Consider the following 22,164-nt stretch of genomic DNA (forward strand, 5'->3'; position numbering starts at 1 on the left):
CGGTAACGGCGGAGGGCTGTCGACGGCTGCGCTCAGCCGGCCCCGGGCGGCGCCGTCGACGCGCGCTCGACCAGCACGGGCGGCACCGGCAGGTCGACGGCGGCGGACCCGCCCCGCAGCTCGGCCAGCACCACGCGGATCGTGCGGCGGCCGACCTCGGCGAAGTCCTGGCGGATCGTCGTCATCGGCGGCTGGTAGTGCGCCGCCTCCGGCACGTCGTCGAAGCCGACCACGCTGAGGTCCTCGGGCACGCGCACCCCCCGATCGGCGCAGGCGTGCAGCAGCCCGAGCGCCATCTGGTCGTTCCCGGCGACGACCGCGGTCAGATCGGGCACGTCGTCGAGGAGGCGGAGCCCGGCACGGTAGCCCGACTCGGCGCTCCAGTCTCCCGCGATCACGCCGGCCGGCTCGAGCCCGGCCTCGCTCATCCGCGCCGTGAAGCCGTCGAGGCGGGCGTGCGCCTCGACCCAGTGCTGCGGGCCCGCGAGGTGCGCGATGCGGGTGTGCCCCAGCGCGAGCAGGTGCTCGGTCGCCAGTCGCGCTCCGGCGGCCTGGTCGACCAGGAGGCGCGGATCGGCGCCGCGCCCGGCCGCGCCCAGGGCGACGAACGGCACGCCGATCGCGAGGCTGTCGATCCCCTCGAGCGCGCGCTCCTGCGGGGCCAGAACGACGATCGCCTCGACCGACTCGCGCTGGAGGTGCGCGAGACCGTCGGCGAGCGACTCCGCGTCGGGGGCGGCGTTCACCACCGGAACCCGGTAGCCGGCGTCGCGGGCCGCCTGCTCGATCGCCGCCATCGCGGTGGCGGTGCCGTAGAAGCTGTGGCTCTCGGCGGCGAGGATGCCGATGAGTCCCGATCGGCTCGTCGCGAGGGCGCGAGCGGCGGCGCTGGGGCGGAAGCCGAGCTCGTCGATCGCGGCGAGCACCCGCTCGCGCGTGCGGGGGCGCAGCTGCGGGCTGTCGTTGAGGACGCGCGAGACGGTCTGGTAGGAAACGCCCGCCCGCTCCGCGACGTCGCGGATGGTCGGCTGTCTCGGCATGGGGTCACCGTAGCGGTAGCCGGTCGGCGGCTCCCTCGCCGGAGGGAGGCGGGGCTCCCCGCGCCTGCCTAGGCTGGTCGCCACTGAGGAGCGGAGTCGGACATGCAGGATTCCCAGATCGCCGTCCTGGCCGCGATCGTCGTCGGCCTCGCGATCGTGGGGACGGTCGTCGCGACGATCGTCCGCGGCCGCACCGCTGCCCCGTCGACGCGCCCCGACCGGCGCGGGGGCGACTCCGGGGGCGCGGCGACGACGAGCGGCAGCGACCCGGGCGACGACCGCGGGGCGCGCGGCGGGGAGTCCGACGGCGGGTCCTCGGACAGCGGACCCTCTGAGAGTGGCGCCTCCGACAGTGGCGGCGGATCGGACGGCGGCGGCGGATCGGACGGCGGTGGTGGCGGCGGCGGCGACTGAGTCAGCGCCTCCCTGCTGGTCGAGCAGAAGGCGGCGTCTCGAGACCCGCGCCCCCGGGACTGCGGACAGCCCCTCCGGTCAGCGGTTCCCCGCCCCGCGCGCCACGGTCGCCAGGTAGAAGTCGACGCTGTCGCCGAGCTCGATGGTGGTCAGCAGCGACGACGTGCCCAGCAGGTCGACGGGACGATCGGCGCGGACGGCGTCGCTGGCGGGGGCGGTGGTCGAGGTCATGGTCGTGCCTTCCTGAGCGGAGCGGGGACGGAGTCGCCGGATGCGCGGCGACCCGTCCCACGATCCCCGCTCCGCGGCTCCCCGTCGTCGTCCGGGAGGACGGGACCGGCTCATCCGATCGCGGTAGATCGGCCCACGCGCCCGCGGTGGCCGAGGCGCCGGCACGACCGCCTCAGGGCCCGCCGAGCCAGTGGTCGATGCGGTGGTGATCGGGAGTGAAGCCGTGGTCGACTCCCCAGAGCACCGCCTGCGTGCGGCTCGCCGCGCCGATCTTGCCGTAGACGCTGCGGATGTAGGACTTCACCGTGTTGGGGCTGAGGTAGGTGAGCTCCGCCACCTCCGCATTGCTCTTGCCCTGCGTGATCAGCGCCAGGATCTCGGACTCGCGGTCGGTGATCCCCTCGTGCCGGCCCGGCCAGTCGAGGCCGGGCGCTGTGCCGGCGCGCCGGGGAGGGTCGCTCACCTCGATCGATCCCGCACCCACCCGCTCCAGCGCCGCCACGAGCTCCCGCGCAGGCAGCGTCTTCGACAGGTAGCCGTGCACCCCCTGCTCCAGGGCGTCGGCGATCAGGGCGGGCTGGAAGTTCCAGGTGTAGACGACCACGTGGCGGGCGCGCTCGTTGCGCACCAGCTCCGCGAGCTCGTGGTGGTCCGACTCCGGTTGCGCGAACGAGTCGTAGAGCACGATGTCGATCGTGTCCGAGAGGGAGGCGTTCGCGTCGATCTCGGCGATCAGGATCCGATCGCGGTAGTGGTCGAACATGTGCGCCAGGCCGGTGAGGACGACGTCGTAGTCGTCGACCAGCGCCACGGTCAGAGGCGTGGTGCGGGGCATGGGTCGGACGCTACCCCAGACCTCTCGGCCGCGGCTACACCCCCAGGGGTGTACCGGCGCTGCCCCCGGGGTGGTTCCGTAGTCATCGGCCCCGCAACCGTCGGGCCGCGAATGCAGGGCCCGCCCTGCGCTACAGGAAGGTGACCACCGTGATCGGTCTCATCATCAGTCTCATCGTCGTCGGTCTGATCGCGGGGGCCGTGGCCCGCCTGGTCGTCCCCGGACGCCAGAACATCAGCATCCTCATGACGATCGTGCTCGGCATCATCGGCTCGTTCGTCGGCGGCTTCCTCGGCTTCCTGCTGTTCCAGCGCGACGCCACGGACGGCTTCCTCCAGCCGGCCGGCATCATCGGCTCCATCATCGGAGCGATCATCGTCCTGCTGATCTACATGCGCTTCGCGGGTCGCTCGGCCTCACGCCGCTGAGCACCGGCGTATCGAGAGCCCACACCTCCTCTGCCGGAGGCGGTGGGTCTCGATACGCCCGCTCTGCGGGCCACTCGACCAGCAGGCAGCAGAGGGCTTCAACGCCCTCGTCACCCCGCCAGCCGCGGGGTGCGCGGTGGCTCGACCCGGCGCCGGCCGGTCGCCTCGAAGGCGGCCGCGATCGCCAGCAGGCGCGAGTCGTCGTAGGCGGCTCCCGCGAAGGTCAGCCCCACCGGCATCCCGATGTCGGCCGCGACGCCCATCGGCACGGTGACCGTCGGGATCCCGAGGTGCCGGATCGCCAGGTTGCCGTTCGCGACCCACACCCCGTTCCGCCAGCCCTCGTCGGCCGACGCCTCGTCGACGTCCATGTCGGCGGCTCCCACGTCGGCGACCGCCGGGAAGACGACGGCGTCCAGTCCGAGCCGCTCCAGCCACTCCTCCAGGTCGATGCGCCGCGTCTCCTCCAGGCCCCGCAGGCCGTCGGCCAGCTCCGGGATGTCGGTGACGCCTCCGATCGGATGCCGCCGCACGTGCTCCGGGTAGTCGGCGATGTCGTCCTCGAACCCCGTGTACCGGTCGGGCAGCGCCCCCTCCGGAGCGGGGAAGATCCGGGCGCCGTCCACCTCGGCGAGAGTGCGCAGCCGAGGGTCGCCGTTCGCCGCGAGGAAGTCGTCCCACGCCCACGCCGCCAGGTCGACGATCTCGCGCCGGAGGTACTCGGCACTCACGAGCCCGCGCGTCGCGATCGTGGGCGCGCCCGGCCGGTCGCCCTCGTAGTTCGACACCACGGGGAAGTCGACCTCGACGACGACCGCGCCGGCCGCCTCGAGATCGCGGCGGGCCGCCTCCCACAGCACGAGCACCGACTCCCGGGGCGTGATCGCGCGACCGGTCGGGCCGCCGATGCCCGGGTCCGCCGCGGTCCCCGCCTCCTCGTCGGTGCCGAGATACAGGCGCGGCACGCCGAGCCGCAGGCCCGCGAGCGATGCGGAGGCGAGCGATCGGTACGAGGCGGGTCGCACCTCCGAGGCCCGCGGCAGGCGGACCCACGGCTGCACCCGCCAGAAGTCGCCGCGGCTCTCGGGGTCGTCGGCGACGAGCACGTCGAGCACGCTCAGCAGGTCGGCCATCGTGCGGGTGTGCGGGACGACGACGTCCATGGTCGGCACCAGCGGCCAGTTGCCGCGCACCGAGATGACGCCGCGCGAGGGCGTGTAGGCGCACAGGTTGCCGTTCGAGGCGGGGCCGCGCCCGCTCGACCAGGTCTCCTCGCCGAGACCGAAGGCGGCGAAGCTCGCGCTCGTCGCGGTGCCCGATCCGTTCGACGATCCGGAGGCGAACGGCGCGGCCAGGAACGCGGCGCTGTAGGGGCTCTCGGCGCGGCCGTAGAGCCCGCGTTGCATGCCGCCGTTGGCCATCGGCGGCATGTTGGTCAGCCCGAGGCAGATCGCGCCGGCCGCGCGCAGGCGCTCGATGCTGAACGCGTCGCGCTGGGCGACCAGATCGGCGAACGCGGGACTGCCGGCGGCGGCGGTCAGGCCGGCGACGAGGTAGCTGTCCTTCGCGGTGTAGGGGATGCCGTCGAGCGGGCCTCTCGCGGCGCCGGCAGCGCGACGGGCGTCGGAGGCGGCGGCCTCGTCGAGGGCGCGCGGGTTGCGGACCACGATCGAGTTCAGCGCCGTCGCCGTGCCGGGGGCGTCGTAGGCGTCGATCCGCGCGAGGTAGGCGCTCACCAGCCCGACCGCGGTCGCCTCCCCGCTCTCGAGCGCGCCGGTGAGGTCGTCGATCGACGCCTCGACGACGTCGATCGAGGCTGCGACGGCGTCGCTCACAGGGTCACGCTCGGCTGCTGCTGGGTGATGCAGTGCACGCCGCCGCCGCGCGCGAAGATCGGCCGGGCGTCGACTCCGACGACCCGGCGACCCGGGTAGGCGTCGGCCAGGATCTCCTGCGCCACCGCGTCGGCGCGCGGCTCGCCGAACGAGCAGGCGATGACGCCGCCGTCGACGACGAGGTGGTTGAGGTAGCTCCAGTCGACGAACCCGTCGGCGTCTTTCAGAGTGTCGGGCGCCGGGACGTCGACGATCTCGAACAGGCGCCCCGCGGCGTCGGTCTGCGCCTCGAGCTCGGCGCGAATCCCCCGCATCACCGCGTGGTCGGGGTGCGCGGGGTCGTCCTGCCGGTGCAGGAGGAGGCGGCCGGGTGAGGGGATCGTCGCGACGATGTCGACGTGGCCGTTCGTGCCGAAGTCGTCGTAGTCGCGGGTGAGCCCGCGGGGGAGCCAGACCGCGTGCGTCGCGCCGATCGTCCGCTCCAGCTCGGCCTCGACGCGGGCGCGGTCGAGGTAGGGGTTCCGCCGCGGATCCAGCTGCACCGTCTCGGTGACCAGGACGGTGCCCTCGCCGTCGACGTGGATGCCTCCGCCCTCGTTGACCATCGTCGAGCTGACGAGCTCGCTGCCGGCGACACCGCTCGCGAAGCGCGCGATCTCGGCCGACTTGCGCCACTCGGACCAGCCCGGGTCACCCCAGCCGTTGAAGGTCCAGTCGACGGCGCCGAGCACGCCGGGCCGCTCGTCGTCGACGACGAAGGTGGGCCCGAAGTCGCGCATCCAGAACTCGTCGACGGGAGTCTCGAGCAGCTCTGCTCCCTCGCCCAGCATCCGCCGCGCCCGCGCTCTCTCCGACGGGTCGACGACCATCGCGACCGGCTCGAACTCGGCCACGGCGAGGGCGACGGCGCTCCAGGCGGCGTAGCACTCGTCGCGCTCGGCGGCGGTGGCGCCGAGGGAGGGGCCGGCGACCGGGAACGTCATCCAGGTGCGGTCGTGCGGAGCGGTCTCCGCGGGCATGCGCCAGGTCATGGCCACCGTCCTCATCGTGTCGTGGTGTCGTGTCGTGTTCTGTCGTGTCGGGTCGTGTTAGGAGGTGAGTGGGGGTGGGTCGGGGATGTGGGCCGATTATCCCGTGGTGGGAGGCGCGCGCGCGTCGTCGACGGCAGTGCGATCTGCAGGCGGTGGTGCCGTCTGCAGGCGCCCGTGCGGTGTGCAGGTGCCCGTGCGGTGTGCAGGTGCCTGTGCGGTGTGCAGGTGATCCGAGCGACGATCCGCGTTCTTGCTCGCAGGATCGAGCGCGATCGCGGAATCGCCTGCAGATCGCACCGTCTCCTGCAGATCGCACCGCCTCCTGCAGATCGCATCTGCATCTCCTGCAGATCGCACCCGTTCGAGGCAGGACGACACGCCCTCCCTCGGGACGCGCCCGTCGCGGGATCGATCCGTCGCGAACGGCCCTTGTAAGTCGGCTCAGACGGGCCGTTCGTGACCGATCGAACCGGGCGAGTCGGCGCGGACGGGCCGTTCGCGACGGATCGATCGGAGCGGCGCGGATCCGCGCGGGCTACGCGGCGGGGGGCGCCGCGCGGTGCGGCGTCAGCACGGCGCGGGCCGACTCGAGCAGGACGCGCGCCAGGACGTCGCGGTCGGCCGAGCGGAGCGAGGGGTCCATGCCGGCGATCATGAGGCCGCCGCCCGCGACCGCGAGCGCGATGCGCGCCTCCGGAGTCGGGTCGGCCCCGATCAGGTGCCGGTTGATGCCCGTGGTCGCCTCGACGAAGGCCGGGTCGCGCCAGAGCAGCTGCACGACCGCCGGGTCGCGCTGGATGGCGGCCGCGAACTCCCGGTGCTCGACCGCGAGCCCGACCAGCCCCTCGAGCGTGACGTCGAACGCGCGTGCGGGAGGGGCCGCGTCGGCCTCGCGCACGAGCTCGGCCATGCGCGCGAAGGCGGGCTCGACGACCGCGAGCACGATCTCGTCCTTCGACGCGAACTGGTGGTAGACGGCCGCCTTCGTCACCCCGAGCTCGTCAGCGATGAGCTGCAGCGAGGTCCCGTTGACCCCGCGCTCGCCGAACAGGCGGAGTGCCGTCTGCAGGAGGCGGGCCCGTGATTCGCCGCGCTTGCCGACCGGTCGGGCCATCGCTCCTCCTCGTTCGCTGACGATCCTAGGCGTCGGTTGTCGAAAGCTAGCCGATCGGCTAGCTTTGCGGCAGATCACACAGACCGCAGATCACGGCGACGAGGAGGCGAGCGGATGAAGCTCTCGATGGTCACGGCCCCGGGAACGACGACGACGGTCGAGGTCGACACCCCGACTCCTGGCCCGGCCGACGTGCTGGTGCGGGTGCGCGCGTGCGGCATCTGCGGATCGGACGCGCTGTACATCGCGCTCGGCGGACTGCCCGGGATCGAGGGGCGCACGCCGCTCGGCCACGAGCCCGCCGGTGAGGTGGTGGCGGTCGGAGCCGACGTCGAGGGCGTGCCGGTCGGCGCCCGCGTCGTCGTGAACCCGATGGCGGCGCCCACCGGCATCATCGGCTCGGGCGGCACGACCGGAGGCATGGCCGAGTTCCTCCTGATCGAGAACGCGGTGCTCGGGCGGAGCCTGCAGATCGTGCCCGACCACGTCCCCTTCGAGGTCGCGGCGCTCAACGAGCCGATGGCCGTCGCGCGCCACGCCGTCAACCGCACGGCGCCGAAGCCGGGCGACGCGGTCGTCGTCTTCGGAGCCGGCCCGATCGGCCTCGGCGCGGTGCTCGCCTACCGCGCGCTCGGCGCCGGCCACATCACGGTCGTCGACGTGATCCCCTCCCGCCTCGAGAAGGCGCTGAGGGTCGGGGCCGACGCGGTCGTCGACTCCTCGCGCGAGGACGTCGTCGAGCGCCTGATCGAGCTACAGGGCGAGGCGCCCGCCCGCCGCGGGCAGCGCAAGCCCGCGACCGACGTGTTCCTCGACGCCGCCGGCGCACCCGTCGTGGTGCGGACGATCCTCGGCGCGGCCAAGCACGGCGCGACCCTCGGGATCGTGGCGGTGCACAAGAAGCCGGTCGAGGTCGACTTCGGCGCGATCCTCGGCTCCGAGCTGACCATCGTGCTCTCGATGGGCTACCCGTCCGAGATCTTCGAGGTCACGGAGGATCTCGTCGCGAACTGGGAGAAGTACGCGGTGATCGTGAGCGACGTCGTCGACTTCTCCGAGGTCGACCAGGCCTTCGTCACCGCCTCGACTCCGGGCGCCGCCGACAAGGTCGTCGTCACGTTCGGGAGCGACGCCAGATGACGATCAGCGCCCTCGACTCCGCCACCGCGCTCGTCGTGGTCGATCTGCAGCCCGCGACGACCGCGCATCCGATGGTCCACCCGATCGGCGACGTCGTCGCGCGGGCCGCCGCGCTCGCCGAGGCGTTCCGCCGCCACGGGCTCCCCGTCGCCCTCGTCACCGCCGACCTGGGTCACCCGAACCCGGGGCGAACGGAGGTGGGACGCGGCCGATCCGCGCCGGTCCTCCCTCCCGAGGCGATCGCTCCGCTGCCCGCCCTGGGCCACGGCGACATCGTGCTGGTCAAGAGCGCGTGGAGCGCCTTCGGCGGAACCGGGCTGCACGAGGCGCTGGCCGAGCGCGGGGTGACCCAGGTCGTCCTCGTCGGCGTGGCCACGAGCTTCGGCATCGAGTCGACCGCGCGCGCCGCCTACGACCTCGGCTACTCGGTGGTCGTCGCGACCGACGCCGTCACCGACCTGCAGGCCGCCTCGCACGAGAACAGCGTCGCCCGCGTGCTGCCCGTCCTCGGCGAGACCGGCACCGCGCAGGACGTGCTCGCACTGCTCGACCCCACCCCCGAGAACTAGGAGAACCCCGTGCTCACTTCGAAGAACACCGTCCAGCAGTGGCTCGACGACGCCGTCGGCGGCCCGATCCTCCGCGGGATCCTCGCCCAGGGCGGCAGGTCGGCCGACGAGCTGGCGCCCGCGGCGGGCCTCAGCCTGCAGACCCTCGTCGAGCTCGGCGGCGGCCGGTTCCCGCAGGAGCTCGTCGACACGATCGTGCGGCAGGCGAACGGCGGGGTGATCCCGGAGGAGGAGCCGGAGCCGGCGGCCCAGGCCCGCTTCTCCGGTCGCACCGTCGTCGTCACCGGCGCGGGTTCCGGGATCGGCCGGGCGACCGCCCGACGGCTCGTGCGCGAGGGCGCGCGGGTGATCGCCGTCGACGTGGTGCCGACGGGCATCGACGAGCTGGCCGCCGCCTCCCCCGAGGGGTCGGTCGTGACCGTCACCGCCGACATCACCTCGCCCGACGGAGTCGCCGCGATCGTCTCCGCCGCGGGCGAGCGGATCGACGGTCTCGCGAACATCGCCGGGATCATGGACGGCATGGTCCCGCTGCACGAGGTCGAGGACGCGCTCTGGCGGCGCGTGTTCTCGGTCAACGTCGACGGCACGTTCGCGCTGAGCCGCGCGGTGCTGCCAGCGATGCTGGCGCAGGGGCGCGGCTCCATCGTCAACATCGCCTCGGAGGCGTCGCTGCGCGGCAACGCGGCCGGCACCGCCTACACGGCCTCGAAGCACGCGGTGGTGGGCATCACGAAGTCGGCGGCGTTCCTCTACGGACCCTCCGGGATCCGCACGAACGCGGTCGCTCCGGGGCCGACGGCCACGGCGATCGAGGGCACGATGGCGTCGGAGTTCGGCCGCGAGCGCCTGTCGCCGTTCTTCGCCTTCCTCCCGCCGGTGGTGTCGGCCGACACGATGGCGGCGTCGATCACCTGGCTGCTGAGCGACGACTCCGCCAACGTGAACGGGATCGTGCTCGCCTCGGACGGCGGATGGTCGGTGCAGTAGCCCGCGGAAGTGCGACTGGCGGTGGGCCGGACGCTGCCCGAGCCGGTGTCAGGCCGCCTGAGAGCAGCGGCACAGCGACGACCGCGGCCCTCACCCGCCGGAGTCGAGGTACCGCGAGAGGACGCGCGCCGCGTCCCGTCCGGCCCGGTTCGCGCCGACGGTCGACTGCGAGGGGCCGAAGCCGATCAGGTGCACGCGCGGGTCGAGGTCGACCCGGGTCCCGCTCATCGTGATGCCGCCGCGGTCGTTGCGCAGCGCGAGCGGATCGAGGTGCGCGAGGTCGCCGCGGAAGCCGGTGGCCCAGAGGATGTCGTCGACCGGTGTCAGCGTCCCGTCGGCCTCGCGGACGCCGTCGGGCTCGATCGAGGTGAACATCGGCCGGCGCACGAGCGCGCCGCGGTCGCGGGCGGCGATCGCGTACGGGGTCCAGGCGAGTCCGGTGTACGACACGACGCTGCCCGCCGGCTTCCCCGCCTCGACGTCGGCGGTGACCCGCGCGATGATGTCGCGGCCCTCGGTCTCGGGCGTGAAGACACCGGGGAGGAACACCGGTTCGCGCCGGGTGTACCAGAACGTGGTCGCGGCGCGCGAGATCTCCTCGAGCTGCTGCACCGCCGAGATGCCTCCGCCGACGACCGCCACGCGCCGGCCGGCGAAGTCCTCGGCGCGCACGTAGTCGCGGGTGTGCAGCTGACGCCCGCGGAACGAGTCCTGCCCGGGGTAGCGGGGGAGGAGCGGGTTGTTCCAGGTGCCGGTGGCGTTGATCACGGCGCGGGTGGCCCAGTCGCCCGCGTCGGTCCTGACGACGAGGTCGCCCTCCGGATCGTCGTCGACCGCCTCGACGCTGCGCACGGAGACGGGACGGAGGATCGGCAGCGCGGTCGCCGCCTCGAACCGGGCGAAGTACCGCGGCACCGCGACCCTCGACGGCTCCTCGGCCTCGATCGGAGGAACCGGGAAGCCGGGCAGGTCGAAGATGCCGTTCACCGTCGCCATCCGCAGCGACTCCCAGCGGTGCTGCCAGGCGCCTCCGGGAGCCGGGTTCGCGTCGAGCATCACGACGGTGCGGGCGCCGGAGGGATCGGTGAGGGCGCTCGAGAAGCCGCGGCGCACCAGGTGGTAGCCGGCCGAGAGGCCCGCCTGACCCGCGCCGATCACGACGACGGTCGCGGTGCGCACGCCGGTGCCGCTCAGGTCGTCCATCGAGCCAGCCTACGACGGGAGTACAGCTGTCGCTGTACCATCGGAGTCGTGCCCGCCACTCTCCCCGTCTCCGCGACGCTCACCCACACCGCCGCGCTCGCCCGCCTCGGCTCGGCGCTCTCCGACCCGACCCGCGCGAGCATCCTGCTGACGCTGCGCGAGGCGCCGGCGTTCCCCTCCGACCTCGCCGACGCGCTCGACGTCTCGCGCCAGGTGATGTCGAACCACCTCGCGTGCCTGCGCGGCTGCGGGCTCGTCGAGGCGATCCCGGAGGGGCGGCGCACCTGGTACCGCCTCGCCGACGCGCACCTCGCGCCCGCGCTCGACGACCTCCTGCGCGTGGTGCTCTACGTCGACCCCGACTGCTGCGCGGGAGACGGGTGCACCTGCTCGTGACGACGCTGACCGACGATCGGCGCACGCTCCTCCGGCGCCGGGTGCGCCTCATGGTCGCGGCGACCATCGGCTACAACCTCGTCGAGGCGGTCGTCGCGCTGAGCGCGGGCGCAGCTGCGTCGTCGACCGCGCTGATCGGCTTCGGACTCGACTCCGGCATCGAGGTGCTCTCGGCCGCCGCGGTCGCCTGGCAGTTCACGCGGAAGGACCCGGAGCGCTACGAGAAGGGCACGCTGCGGGTGATCGCGGTGGCCTTCTTCGCGCTGGCCGCCTACGTCGCCGTCTCGTCGGTGCTGGCACTGACGGGGGCTCGGGAGGCGGACCACAGCCCCCTCGGACTCGTCATCACCGCGCTGAGCGTGATCGTGATGCCGTTCCTGTCCTTCGCCGAGCGCCGCACCGGGCGCGAGCTCGGCTCGGCGAGCGTCGTGGCCGACTCGAAGCAAACGCTGGTCTGCACGTGGCTCTCGGCCGCCGTGCTGCTCGGGCTGGTGCTCGACGGGCTGCTCGGCTGGTGGTGGGCCGACCCGGTCGCGGGACTCGTGATCGTCGCCTTCGCGCTGCGCGAGGGAGTGGAGGCGTGGCGCGGCGACGCGTGCGCCACCTCCGTGGGCATGGTGCTCGAGGAGGACTGAGCCCGGTCACAGCGCCGTGCTCGATGCTCGGGGGATGACTCCCGCCGTGCCCGACGCCCTCGTTCCGCCGGCGCTGCGGCTGATCCGCGCGAACCGCACCTTCGTCACGGCCGACGGTGCTCGCGGGGTGCCGCTGACGCTGCACGAGGCGGCTGGGCGGGTGCACGTGCTCCCGCTGCTGCCGACGCGCGGCGGACTCGCGGCGCAGCGCGCCGCAGTGGCGGCTCTGCGCCCGCACAACGAAGGCTGAGCGCGCCGAACTCCCGATTTCTCGACGATTCGGGAGTTTCAGCCTTAGTTGTGCGGGCGTTCCGTGCAGGACGTGGAGCAGAGAGCGGTTCAGCGCAGCCCGTTCCTGCGGGTGAAGCCGTCCAGCGCCGCGCGGTCCGGCAGGAGCACGGAGGGGACGGCGGCCTCGTCGTGCAGCCGCCGGTAGCGCCCCCTGCTCCGGCGCGAGGGCCCGAGCAGGAACCGCAGCATCGCGAGGCTCACTCGGTCACGGGTCCCCTCCAGGCCGCCGACGCGCTCCTGCCGGCTCCAGGTCCGGCGGAGGTAGCGGACCAGGGTCGCGCCCGTCGTCGACTCGAGCGCGATGAGGCCCGTCGCCCGGTCGAGCCGCTCGGGCAGCCAGCGCGAGTAGTTGCCCTCGATCACCCAGCGCTCGCCGGCGACGGCCGCCGCGTGCAGGGCGGCGAACTCGTCGGCTCCTCGCTCGACCCAGTGCGTCCCCGGCAGGTGCCAGTACTGGTCGAGATGCACCACCGGGATCCCGCGGGCGCGGCCGATCGCGGCGGCGAGTGTCGACTTGCCGCTGTTCGAGGGGCCGACGATGCAGATCCGATCGCCGAGGTCGTTCAGGTCCACCCGTCGATCCTGGCGGACATGCGCGTCTCGAATCCGCAGAACTCAGGCTGAACGCCTCGAATCCCGGATCTCTCGACGATTCAAGGCGTTCGGCCTGAGTCGTGCGCCCGAGCGGGCCGGCCTCAGGCGCCCCAGCTCGACTGGGTGCCGCCGACGCGCTCCGCGGCGATCGCCTGCGCGTGGCCCGATGCGGCGTAGGCGGCCATCGGGTCGGCCGGCAGCCCGCGGTCCGACCGCCAGGCGGCCAGCGCGGGGCGCACGTCGGAGTAGAACGCGTCCATGAAGATCCCGTTGGCGCCGAGCACGTCGCCCGCGAGCTGCGCCTCCTCGAGTGCGGCGCGGTCGACGAGCAGCGCGCGGGCGGTCATCTCCTGCACGTTGAGCACCGAGCGGATCTGACCGGGGATCTTGTCCTCGACGTTGTGGCACTGGTCGAGCATGAACGCGACGGGCGAGTCCGGCCCGTAGCCGCCTCCGCGGACCACCTCGAAGAGGATGCGGAAGAGCTGGAACGGATCGGCTGCACCGACGATGAGGTCGTCGTCGGCGTAGAAGCGCGAGTTGAAGTCGAACGAGCCGAGCTTCCCGAGGCGCAGCAGCTGGGCGACGATGAACTCGATGTTGGTGCCCGGCGCGTGGTGGCCGGTGTCGAGGCAGACCAGTGCGCGGTCGCCGAGGGCGGCGACGTGGGCGTAGGAGGTGCCCCAGTCGGGCACATCGGTGTGGTAGAAGGCGGGCTCGAAGAACTTGTACTCGAGCACCAGGCGCTGCTCGGCGCCGAGGCGCTCGTAGATCGCGGCGAGGGAGTCGGCGAGGCGGTCCTGACGTCCGCGGATGTCCTGCTGACCCGGGTAGTTCGACCCGTCGGCGAGCCAGATCTTGAGGTCGCGCGAGCCGGTCGCGTCCATGATGTCGATGCACGCGAGGTGGTGGTCGATCGCCTTCTGGCGGATCACGGGGTCGGAGTGGGTCAGCGAGCCGAACTTGTAGTCGTCGTCCTGGAACGTGTTCGAGTTGATCGTGCCGAGGTCCACGCCCTTCGACGCCGCGTAGTCGCCGAGGGCGGCGTAGTCGTCGACGCGGTCCCAGGGGATGTGCAGCGCGACGCTCGGAGCGAGGCCCGTCAGCTCGTTCACCGTGGCGGCGTCGGCGATCTTCTCCTCGATCGTGCGCGGCGTCCCGGGGGTGGTGAAGACCTTGAAGCGGGTCCCCGAGTTGCCGAACGCCCACGAGGGCAGCTCGATGGCCTGCTGCTCCAGCTGGCTGAGGACGTCGGGGCTGAGTTCGGTCACGGTGGAGATCCTTCTGTGCGGGGGTGAACCTGGGGAACGCGCACGACGCCCGTGAATCGTTTCACCGCGCCGTGCCGCGAGCGTATCGCGCACTCTCGAGCAGTGTCAAAGCCCTTCCACGAACGCGTCCCCCGGATCCGCGGCCGATGCCATAATTCCGGGACCGCTCCCGCGCATCGTCCGTGGTCGGTCCGATCCCGAGGAGGAGCCGTGCCGTCCGTGAGCATCCGTGACGTCGCCGCTCTGGCGGGGGTGTCGGTGGGCACGGTGTCGAACGTGCTGAACCGCCCCGAGAAGGTCGGGCCCGACTCCGTCCGCCGTGTGCAGGACGCGATCGCCGAGCTCGGCTTCGTCCGCAACGACGCCGCCCGGCAGCTGCGCGCCGGCCGCAGCCGCAGCGTCGGTCTGGTCGTGCTCGACGCCGGCAACCCGTTCTTCTCCGACCTCGCCAGGGGAGCCCAGGCGCGCGCGGCCGAGTCGGGGCTCGCCGTGCTGCTCGCGAGCACCGACGCCGACGCCTCGCGCGAGGACGCCTACCTCGATCTCTTCGAGGAGCAGCGGGTCAGCGGGGTGCTCATCTCGCCGCTAGGGGAGGAGTCGGCGCGGCTCGCCCGCCTCCGCTCGCACGGGATCCCCTGCGTGCTCGTCGACCGGGAGTCGGACGACGCCGCGTTCTCGTCGGTGGCGGTCGACGACATCGCCGGCGGGAGGCTCGCTGTCGAGCACCTGCTGCAGCTCGGGCGCCGTCGCATCGCGGTCATCGGCGGTCCGGAGTCGATCCGCCAGGTCGCCGACCGCGTCGCCGGCGCCCGCCAGGCCGTCGACGCCGTCGACGGCGCGACGCTCGAGGAGATCCCGACCGATGCGCTCTCGGTGCTCGCGGGGAGGGACGCGGGGCGCGCGATCGCCGAGCGCGACGCCTCCGATCGGCCGGATGCGGTCTTCTGCGCGAACGACCTGCTCGCCGTCGGCGTGCTGCAGGCGCTGGTGCTGCTCGGCGAGGTGCGCGTGCCGCAGGACATCGCGCTGATCGGCTACGACGACATCGCCTTCGCGACGGCGACCGTGGTGCCGCTGTCGAGCATCCGGCAGCCGAGCGCCCTGATCGGGGCGACCGCCGTCGACCTGCTCCTCGAGCCGGAGCCGCGTCAGGTCGTCTTCCAGCCCGAGCTGGTGATCCGCGCGTCGACCGCGGGCTGATCGCGGCGCAGGGGATACCGCGGACCTCGTCTGCAGGGCTGTGCGCCCTGGTAGCGTTTCCTGGGCCGGGTCCAAGAAACGCGGCGCTCACCCCTCCCCGAAAGCGACCATGACTCTGCGCTCCCACCTGCTCCCCGTCGCCGTCCTCGCGGCCGGCGCCCTCCTCCTCAGCGGCTGCACCGCCGCCTCCGACGACGACGCGGGCGGAGGCTCGGCCACGCCGGTCGCCGACGGCACCCTCACCTACGCCACCGGCGACGCCGAGCCGACCTGCCTCGACCCGCACGTCGGCGGCAACTACCCGCAGGCCCTCCTCGCCACGCAGGTGCTCGAATCCCTCGTCTCTCGCGACAGCGACGGCACGATCACCCCGTGGCTCGCGGAGTCGTGGACCGTCTCGGACGACGCGCTCAGCTACGACTTCACCCTCCGCGAGGGCGTCTCGTTCACCGACGGCACCCCGCTCGACGCGGAGGCGGTCGCCGCGAACATCGCGCACCTCCAGGACCCGGCGACGAAGTCGTCCACCGGCTACCTCGCGGTCTCGAAGGTCGCCTCGGTCACGGCCGTCTCGCCGACCGTCGCGCGGTTCACCCTGAGCGCACCCGACAGCGCCCTGCTCGAGTCGCTGTCGCAGCCGTGGACCGCGATCCAGTCGCCCACCGGCATCGCCCGCGGCGAGGCGGCGAACTGCGAGGCGCCGGTCGGCACCGGTCCGTTCACGGTGACGGAGTGGGTCAAGCAGGACCACGTCACCCTGACCCGGAACGACGACTACGACTCCTCGACGGGCCCGACGGGCGACGGCCACGACGGCCCCGCCTACCTCTCGAGCATCACGTGGCGCTTCATCCCCGACTCCGCGACGCGGTACGCCGCGCTGCAGGCGGGCGAGGTCGACGTGATCGACAACGCGCAGCCCGACACCCTGGAGGCGGCGACCGACGCCACCGGCATCGTCGAGATCGACGCCCCCCGGCCGGGCTCGGTCAACCGGCTCGAGCTGAACTCGGGCCAGGCGCCGTTCGACGACCAGAGCGTCCGCGAGGCGTTCATCCGCGGCGTCGGCGTGAACGACGCCATCGACTCCCTCTTCTTCGGAACCGCCGAGCGCTCGTACTCGCCGCTGTCGAGCAGCGAGGCGACCGCCTACTCCGACGCGTCGCTCTTCGAGGACGCCGGATCGGACGACGAGGTCGCGGAGGCCGAGAGCCTGCTCGAGGCCGCGGGCTGGGTCGACTCCGACGCAGACGGCATCCGCGAGAAGGACGGCGTGCCGCTCGTCCTCCGCCTGCCCGTCAGCACGAACCAGTCGATCCCGGCCGAGCAGTCGCTGTTCGAGCAGATCCAGGCCTCGGCGAAGACGATCGGCTTCGACGTGCAGATCAGCCTGCTCGACCTCTCGAGCTGGTACGCGGCGCTCGCCGCGAACGAGTACGAGCTGGTCAGCGCGCCCTACACGAAGGTCGGGCCGGACGTGCTCCGCATCCTCTACGCGACGTCGGGCATCACTCCGGCCCCGAGCGGCTACTTCGCCAACCACGCGCAGGTCTCGGATCCGGCGCTCGACGCGCTGCTCGAGCAGGCGTCGGCGACGACCGACGAGGCCGAGCGCGCCGACCTGTACCAGCAGGCGCAGCGGATCGTGCTCGAGGGCTACTGGATTCTGCCGCTCTACGACCAGCAGAACCACTACCTGCACCGCTCAGAGGTGCAGGGCGTGGTCGCGCTCGCGACGGTCTCGACGCCCTGGTTCGCGGACGCCTGGGTCTGACGCACTCCTGCTGCGCGGGCTGCTCGGTCGGCACGGGGTCGCATGCGAGACTCCGCGTGGTCGGGAGGTGGAGGTGGAGTGCACATGATCCGTCGCGTGCTGGTGCGCCTCGGCGGCGCCCTCCTCGTGCTGTGGGCGGTCGCGACCGCGGTGTTCTTCCTCATCCGGCTGATCCCGGGCGACCCGGCGCAGGCGATCCTGGGCGGCCCCGGCTCGCAGGCGTCCCCCGAGGCCCTCGCGGCCGTGCGCGAGGAGTACGGGCTCGATCAGCCGCTGCTCGTGCAGTACCTGGTGCAGCTGGGCCGCCTCGCGCGCGGTGACCTCGGCACCTCCTACTCCCTCCGCACCCCGGTCGCCGACCTGCTCGGGCAGCAGCTGCCGGGCACCCTCCTCCTGGCCGTCCTCGCGCTCGCCGTCGCGTGGGCACTGGCCCTCGCCACCGCGCTCTGGTCGACCCGCGGCGGACGAGTGGCCGCGACGATCGGCTCCGGGCTCGAGCTGACCGCCGCCGCTCTGCCGCACTTCTGGCTGGCCACCGTGCTGATCGCGGTGTTCGCGACCGCGCTGCGCTGGCTGCCTCCGGTGAGCACGAACGCCCCGAGCGGCCTGGTGCTGCCGGCGCTCACGCTCGCGATCCCGCTCGCCGGGTTCCTCGGCCAGGTGATGCGCCGCTCCCTGCTCGACGCCCTGGACTCGCCGTTCGTGCTCGCCGCCCGGGCGCGCGGCGAGGGCGAGCTCGGCATCCGCCTCCGGCACGCCCTGCGGCACGCGGTGCTGCCGGGCGTCTCGCTCTCGGGTTGGGCGTTCGGCTACCTGATCGGAGGCGCGGTGGTCGTCGAGACGATCTTCGCCCGGCCGGGGCTCGGGCGGACCCTGCTCTCGGCCGTCACCGTGCGCGACGTGCCGGTCGTCACCGGCGTCGTGCTCGTGACCGCGCTCGCCTACATCGTGGTGACCCTGGCGACCGACCTCGTCACCCGCGTGATCGATCCGCGCCTCGCTCCGGCGAGGGAGGTGCGCGCATGAGCGAGCTCGAGCTGCGCGCGTCGCGGCTGCCCCGGAGCCGCGAGGGCCGCCTCCGCGCCGGCGAGCTGCTGGCGCTCGCCTTCGTCGCCGTGCTGCTGCTCGCCGCGCTCGCCCCGGGGCTGCTCGCGCCCGCCGACCCGCTCGCTGTCGCACCGCGGGAGGCGTTCGAGCCGCCCTCGCCCGCGCACCTCCTCGGGACCGACGAGTCGGGTCGCGACCTGCTCAGCCGCCTGATCGCCGGCGCGGGCGCCTCCCTCCTGATCGGGGTCAGCGCCACCGCGATCGGGCTGGTGCTCGGCGCGGTGCTCGGGGTCGTCGCCGCGTTCGGCGGCCGCCTCGTCGACGGTGTCATCGGCCGCGTGCTCGAGGTGCTGTTCGCGTTCCCCGCGCTGCTGCTCGCGCTCCTGGTCATCGTGGTCACGGGCCCCGGAGTCGTCCCCGCGACAATCGCGGTCGGCCTCTCGACGGCGCCGGGGTACGCCCGCATCCTGCGCACGCAGCTGCTCGGGATCCGCGACTCCGGCTACGTCGAGGCGGCGCGCGTGCTCGGCCACCCGCCCGCGCGGATCCTCGTGCAGCACGTGCTGCCGAACACCTTCGGGCCCCTGGCCGTGCTCGCGACGCTCGGTGTCGGGCAGGCGATCGTGTGGGCCTCCGCGCTCAGCTACCTGGGTCTCGGGGCCGAGCCGCCCGCTCCGGAGTGGGGCGCGATGCTGTCGGCGGGGCGGACGTACCTCGCGTCCGCGTGGTGGCTGACGGTGTTCCCGGGGCTCGTGATCGTGCTGACCACGATCGCGACGACGGTGCTCGGCGGGCGTCTGCGGGGTGCGCGGTGAGCGGGGCGGCCGTCGTGGTCGAGGGCCTCCGGGTCGCGTTCGAGGGCGTCGAGGTCGTGCACGGGGTGTCGTTCCGCGTCGAGCCGGGCGAGTGCGTCGCGATCGTCGGGGAGTCGGGCTCGGGCAAGAGCGTGACGGCGCGTGCGCTGCTCGGGCTCACCGGGGGTGCCGTGTCGGGCAGTGTCCGCATCGGCGATCAGGAGGTGGTCGGGGTCGACGAGCGGACGCTGCGGCGCGTGCGCGGGGCGGCCGTGGGCTTCGTGCCGCAGGACGCGCTGCTCTCGCTCGACCCGCTGCGGCCGGTCGGGCGCGAGATCGGCGACGCGCTCCGCCTGCACTCTCGGCTGTCGGGCCCGGAGTCGGAGCGCCGGGTCGCCGAGGCGCTCGCGAGCGTCGGGATGCCCGATCCCCTCGAGCGGATGCGCGATCGTTCCGGTGCCCTGTCAGGCGGGCTCCGCCAGCGCGCCCTGCTGGCCGCCGCCGTCGTCCTCGATCCGCCGCTGCTCGTCGCCGACGAGCCGACGACGGCGCTCGACGTCACGGTGCAGGCGCGCGTGCTCGAGCTGTTCGCCGAGCAGAAGGCGCGGGGCAGGGCGCTGCTACTGGTCTCGCACGACCTGGCGGTCGTCTCGGGGCTCGCCGACCGCATCCTGGTGCTCGCCGACGGGCGGGTGGTCGAGGAGGGGCCGGCCTCGCAGGTCCTGCGCGCGCCGGTCAGCGCCCAGGCCCGGGCGCTGGTCGCGGCGGTCCCCGCCGGGCGCCCGCGCGGCTCGCGGCTGACGGATCCGGCGGCGCCCGTCGTGCCGCCCCCGCCCGCGGGCGACGTGGTGCTGCGCGCCGGCGGTCTGGTCGCCTCCTTCGCCCGCCCCGGGGGCGGCGTGCGCACCGCCGTCGACCGCGTCGACCTCGAGCTCCGGCGCGGCGAGACCCTCGGTCTGGTCGGCGAGTCGGGGTCGGGCAAGAGCACCGTGGCGCGCCTGCTGCTGGCGCTGCGGCGGCCCGACGCGGGCGCCGTCGAGTTCCTCGGCGAGGCCTGGTCGGAGGCGCCCGAGCGACTCCGCCGCCCGCTGCGGCCCCGCATCGGCGCGATCTACCAGGACAGCCTCTCGTCGTTCGACCCGCGCTGGAGCGTGGGCCGGCTGCTGCGCGACGCGATCGGCCGCGGCGACGGTCCGCGCGCCTCCGCGGCCTCGCTGCTCGAGAGCGTCGGGCTGACGCCGGAGCTGGAGCGGCGCTCGCCGCGGACCCTCTCGGGCGGGCAGCGTCAGCGCGTCTCGATCGCCCGGGCGCTGGCCTCGCGGCCCGACGTGCTGATCTGCGACGAGCCGGTGTCGGCCCTCGACGTGTCGGTGCAGGCGCAGATCCTCGATCTGCTCGACGAGCTGCAGCGCCGGCACGGGCTCGCGCTGCTGGTGATCTCGCACGATCTCGGAGTGATCGCGCACATGAGCGACCGCATCGCGGTGATGCGCGACGGCCGGATCGTCGAGACGGGCTCGGCCGCGGCGCTGATGGCGGCCCCGCGCGAGGAGTACACGCGCCGGCTGCTGGCCGACGCGCCGCGGCTCGACCCGCGCTGACGCCCCCGCGTCGATCGATCCGTCACGAACGGCTCCCTCGGGTCCGTTGAGAGAGCCCTTCGTGACCGATGAACCGGATCGAACACGGAGCTGGGGGAGACTCCGGAGGATCCGAGCGCTTCGGAGTCGCGGGTCGCGGCGCCGCCTCGGTGAGCAGCACCTGCGGCAGGGACCTCGCGGTGCCGTCGGTCGGGACGAGCGTCGGATCCACGGCCGCTCGACGAGGAGGTCGTTCGCCTCTTGGGGCCGGTGGATTCACGGTGCGCGGGGAGGGAGCGATCGCCTCCTCCACAGGGCTGGATGAGGGTGTGGTTGTCGGCTTCCTGTGGTTGCGGCGGGTCTGGTGTCGGTGGTCGCTGGTTCAATACTCGTATGAGAGACGCGGGTGAGCTCGAGGCAGCGGAGGGGACGCTCGGCGCGGTCGGTGGGCTCGCCGACCTCGCGGCGCGTCTCGGCCGCTCCTCGGCGCAGATGCTGCTCGCGCGGGCCGCGGCGCTGCATGCGGCGTACCTCGCGGCGCTGGCTGTTCCGGAGTCGTTCGCTCGCGGCGCCCGCCTCTCCCGCAGCGAGGCGGGGGATCTGGTGGAGCGGTCGATCCGGGCCGAGTTCGCGGTCGCGTTGGGGATGTCGGAGCCGGCCGCGTCTCGGGTTCTCGAGCATGCGCAGCTGCTGATGGAGGACCTGCCGTGCACGCGGGCGGCCCTCCGGGACGCGCGGATTCTGTGGGAGGCGTCCGAGGTGATCTGCGCAGCGGCGAGCACCCTTCCCGTGACGTCGCGAGCGGCGTTGGATGCGCGGGCGGCGGAGGCGGCGCTGGTGATGACTCCGACGCAACTGCGCAAGGCCGTGGGGCGGATGCGGGACCAGTTGCACGCGGAGCCGTTCGCGGAGCGGCATGCGCGCGCCCGGCGGGATCGCACGGTGTGGGTCAGCCCCGAGATCGACGGGATGGCGACGCTCAGTGCGCTGCTGCCGGCGCCGGTGGCGATGGGCGCGTTCGATCGGATTGACCGCATCGCGCGCACTCTGCGAGAGGGTGACGCGGGTGACGGCGACGAGCGCACACTCGCGCAGTTGCGGGCCGACGCGTTGGCCGACCTCCTCTGCGACGGGGACGTCGCGGGCACGACACCGGTCAGCGGCGGTGACATCCCGGCGACGTTCGTTCCCGGTGTGCGCGCGGAGGTGCGGCTAACGCTCCCCGTGAGTACCGCTGCGGGCCTGGACGACTCCCCGGCTGATCTCGACGGCTACGGCCTGATCCCCGCCGACGTCGCCCGCGACCTGGTCGGTGTGGGGGCCTCGTTCACTCGAGTCCTGACCGACCCGGACACGGGGAGGGTCACCTCCGTAGGCCGCACTCACCGCGTGCCGCCGCCGCGGATGCGCCTGCACCTGCAGCTGCGCGATCAGACCTGCCGGTTTCCCGGTTGCACCCGACCCGCGTCCACGGCGGAGGCCGACCACACTCTCGAGTGGCGCAACGGCGGCGAGACTCGCCTCGAGAACCTCGCGTCGCTGTGCACCGCCCATCACCACGTCCGCCACGGCGACCGGTGGACCTACGTCCTCCATCCCGACGGCACCGCGGAGTGGTCCACTCCCACCGGACGGCGGGTCACCACGAGCCCGCCGCCACTCCCCGGGCGACCACCCGGGCCACGCTTCGCCGAGGCACCGCCACCGTTCTGACGTTCACGGGAAGGTGGGTCTCGATCCGCCATCGCCAGG

General features: G+C 73.4%; 23 protein-coding genes. 14 read left to right on the forward strand and 9 right to left on the reverse strand.

The window, feature by feature from the left end; all coding sequences use genetic code 11:
- Positions 1-32: 32 nt before the first annotated feature.
- Complete coding sequence (locus B9Y99_RS10610) at positions 33-1,040, reverse strand: LacI family DNA-binding transcriptional regulator (RefSeq protein ID WP_085476584.1); 1,008 nt, start codon at positions 1,038-1,040, stop codon at positions 33-35.
- A 102-nt stretch (positions 1,041-1,142) separates the two neighbouring features.
- On the opposite strand from B9Y99_RS10610, the gene B9Y99_RS10615 reads away from it, so the two are divergent.
- Positions 1,143-1,454, forward strand: coding sequence for a hypothetical protein (locus B9Y99_RS10615; protein ID WP_085476585.1), 312 nt, complete (start codon positions 1,143-1,145; stop codon positions 1,452-1,454).
- 78 nt (positions 1,455-1,532) lie between these two features.
- Here B9Y99_RS10615 and B9Y99_RS18780 read toward each other — a convergent pair whose 3' ends face one another.
- Entirely contained in the window at positions 1,533-1,685 is a 153-nt protein-coding gene (locus B9Y99_RS18780) for a hypothetical protein (RefSeq protein WP_165759596.1), read from the reverse strand.
- A 172-nt stretch (positions 1,686-1,857) separates the two neighbouring features.
- Positions 1,858-2,520: a helix-turn-helix transcriptional regulator gene (locus B9Y99_RS10620; protein WP_085476586.1), complete on the reverse strand. Its 663-nt coding sequence runs from the start codon at positions 2,518-2,520 to the stop codon at positions 1,858-1,860.
- 149 nt (positions 2,521-2,669) lie between these two features.
- On the opposite strand from B9Y99_RS10620, the gene B9Y99_RS10625 reads away from it, so the two are divergent.
- On the forward strand, positions 2,670-2,948 hold the full coding sequence (locus B9Y99_RS10625) for a GlsB/YeaQ/YmgE family stress response membrane protein (RefSeq protein WP_085477355.1): 279 nt from the start codon (positions 2,670-2,672) through the stop codon (positions 2,946-2,948).
- A gap of 110 nt (positions 2,949-3,058) precedes the next feature.
- Here the strand turns inward: B9Y99_RS10625 and B9Y99_RS10630 are convergent, their stop codons facing one another.
- The 3 genes from B9Y99_RS10630 to B9Y99_RS10640 form a co-directional block, all read right to left on the reverse strand.
- Positions 3,059-4,783 (reverse strand): amidase, encoded by a 1,725-nt coding sequence (locus B9Y99_RS10630; RefSeq protein WP_085476587.1) that lies wholly within the window; start codon positions 4,781-4,783, stop codon positions 3,059-3,061.
- On the reverse strand, positions 4,780-5,814 hold the full coding sequence (locus tag B9Y99_RS10635) for an agmatine deiminase family protein (protein WP_085476588.1): 1,035 nt from the start codon (positions 5,812-5,814) through the stop codon (positions 4,780-4,782). Before B9Y99_RS10635 ends, B9Y99_RS10630 begins: the two co-directional genes overlap by 4 nt.
- Before the next feature lie 535 nt (positions 5,815-6,349).
- A complete protein-coding gene (locus B9Y99_RS10640) occupies positions 6,350-6,928 on the reverse strand; it encodes a TetR/AcrR family transcriptional regulator (RefSeq protein WP_085476589.1) in 579 nt (192 codons plus the stop codon).
- A 114-nt stretch (positions 6,929-7,042) separates the two neighbouring features.
- On the opposite strand from B9Y99_RS10640, the gene B9Y99_RS10645 reads away from it, so the two are divergent.
- The 3 genes from B9Y99_RS10645 to B9Y99_RS10655 are packed head-to-tail and all read left to right on the forward strand — an operon-like array spanning position 7,043 to position 9,627.
- Positions 7,043-8,068: a zinc-dependent alcohol dehydrogenase gene (locus tag B9Y99_RS10645; RefSeq protein WP_085476590.1), complete on the forward strand. Its 1,026-nt coding sequence runs from the start codon at positions 7,043-7,045 to the stop codon at positions 8,066-8,068.
- On the forward strand, positions 8,065-8,637 hold the full coding sequence (locus B9Y99_RS10650; RefSeq protein ID WP_085476591.1) for a cysteine hydrolase family protein: 573 nt from the start codon (positions 8,065-8,067) through the stop codon (positions 8,635-8,637). The genes B9Y99_RS10645 and B9Y99_RS10650 overlap by 4 nt, the downstream gene beginning before the upstream one ends.
- 9 nt (positions 8,638-8,646) lie before the next feature.
- Positions 8,647-9,627 carry an SDR family NAD(P)-dependent oxidoreductase gene (locus tag B9Y99_RS10655; RefSeq protein WP_085476592.1) on the forward strand — a complete coding sequence of 327 codons (981 nt, stop codon included), beginning with the start codon at positions 8,647-8,649 and terminating at the stop codon, positions 9,625-9,627.
- A 90-nt stretch (positions 9,628-9,717) separates the two neighbouring features.
- On the opposite strand, the gene B9Y99_RS10660 is transcribed toward B9Y99_RS10655, so the two are convergent.
- Complete coding sequence (locus B9Y99_RS10660) at positions 9,718-10,830, reverse strand: NAD(P)-binding domain-containing protein (RefSeq protein ID WP_085476593.1); 1,113 nt, start codon at positions 10,828-10,830, stop codon at positions 9,718-9,720.
- Positions 10,831-10,878: 48 nt separating this feature from the next.
- Here B9Y99_RS10660 and B9Y99_RS10665 point away from each other — a divergent pair, with 48 nt between their 5' ends.
- The 3 genes from B9Y99_RS10665 to B9Y99_RS10675 are packed head-to-tail and all read left to right on the forward strand — an operon-like array spanning position 10,879 to position 12,111.
- On the forward strand, positions 10,879-11,226 hold the full coding sequence (locus B9Y99_RS10665; RefSeq protein WP_085476594.1) for an ArsR/SmtB family transcription factor: 348 nt from the start codon (positions 10,879-10,881) through the stop codon (positions 11,224-11,226).
- On the forward strand, positions 11,223-11,861 hold the full coding sequence (locus B9Y99_RS10670) for a cation efflux transmembrane domain-containing protein (protein WP_244274875.1): 639 nt from the start codon (positions 11,223-11,225) through the stop codon (positions 11,859-11,861). Before B9Y99_RS10665 ends, B9Y99_RS10670 begins: the two co-directional genes overlap by 4 nt.
- A gap of 34 nt (positions 11,862-11,895) precedes the next feature.
- Positions 11,896-12,111, forward strand: coding sequence for a hypothetical protein (locus tag B9Y99_RS10675; protein ID WP_085476595.1), 216 nt, complete (start codon positions 11,896-11,898; stop codon positions 12,109-12,111).
- An 89-nt stretch (positions 12,112-12,200) separates the two neighbouring features.
- On the opposite strand, the gene B9Y99_RS10680 is transcribed toward B9Y99_RS10675, so the two are convergent.
- Positions 12,201-12,725, reverse strand: a complete 525-nt coding sequence (locus B9Y99_RS10680) for a P-loop NTPase family protein (RefSeq protein WP_085476596.1) — start codon at positions 12,723-12,725, stop codon at positions 12,201-12,203.
- A 122-nt stretch (positions 12,726-12,847) separates the two neighbouring features.
- Entirely contained in the window at positions 12,848-14,017 is a 1,170-nt protein-coding gene (gene rhaI / locus B9Y99_RS10685) for an L-rhamnose isomerase (RefSeq protein ID WP_085476597.1), read from the reverse strand.
- A 210-nt stretch (positions 14,018-14,227) separates the two neighbouring features.
- Here rhaI and B9Y99_RS10690 point away from each other — a divergent pair, with 210 nt between their 5' ends.
- The 6 genes from B9Y99_RS10690 to B9Y99_RS10715 all read left to right on the forward strand — a co-directional run bounded on the left by B9Y99_RS10690 (position 14,228) and on the right by B9Y99_RS10715 (position 22,125).
- Positions 14,228-15,217, forward strand: coding sequence for a LacI family DNA-binding transcriptional regulator (locus tag B9Y99_RS10690; protein WP_085476598.1), 990 nt, complete (start codon positions 14,228-14,230; stop codon positions 15,215-15,217).
- A gap of 109 nt (positions 15,218-15,326) precedes the next feature.
- Positions 15,327-16,991, forward strand: coding sequence for an ABC transporter substrate-binding protein (locus B9Y99_RS10695; protein WP_085476599.1), 1,665 nt, complete (start codon positions 15,327-15,329; stop codon positions 16,989-16,991).
- Between the two features lie 84 nt (positions 16,992-17,075).
- Positions 17,076-18,017 carry an ABC transporter permease gene (locus B9Y99_RS10700; protein WP_085476600.1) on the forward strand — a complete coding sequence of 314 codons (942 nt, stop codon included), beginning with the start codon at positions 17,076-17,078 and terminating at the stop codon, positions 18,015-18,017.
- Positions 18,014-18,853 (forward strand): ABC transporter permease, encoded by an 840-nt coding sequence (locus B9Y99_RS10705; RefSeq protein WP_085476601.1) that lies wholly within the window; start codon positions 18,014-18,016, stop codon positions 18,851-18,853. The genes B9Y99_RS10700 and B9Y99_RS10705 overlap by 4 nt, the downstream gene beginning before the upstream one ends.
- On the forward strand, positions 18,850-20,433 hold the full coding sequence (locus B9Y99_RS10710) for an ATP-binding cassette domain-containing protein (protein ID WP_085476602.1): 1,584 nt from the start codon (positions 18,850-18,852) through the stop codon (positions 20,431-20,433). Before B9Y99_RS10705 ends, B9Y99_RS10710 begins: the two co-directional genes overlap by 4 nt.
- A gap of 372 nt (positions 20,434-20,805) precedes the next feature.
- A complete protein-coding gene (locus B9Y99_RS10715; RefSeq protein WP_165759597.1) occupies positions 20,806-22,125 on the forward strand; it encodes an HNH endonuclease signature motif containing protein in 1,320 nt (439 codons plus the stop codon).
- Positions 22,126-22,164 lie beyond the last annotated feature (39 nt).

It is taken from the genome of Rathayibacter oskolensis (assembly GCF_900177245.1).
Taxonomy (GTDB): Bacteria; Actinomycetota; Actinomycetes; order Actinomycetales; family Microbacteriaceae; genus Rathayibacter; species Rathayibacter oskolensis.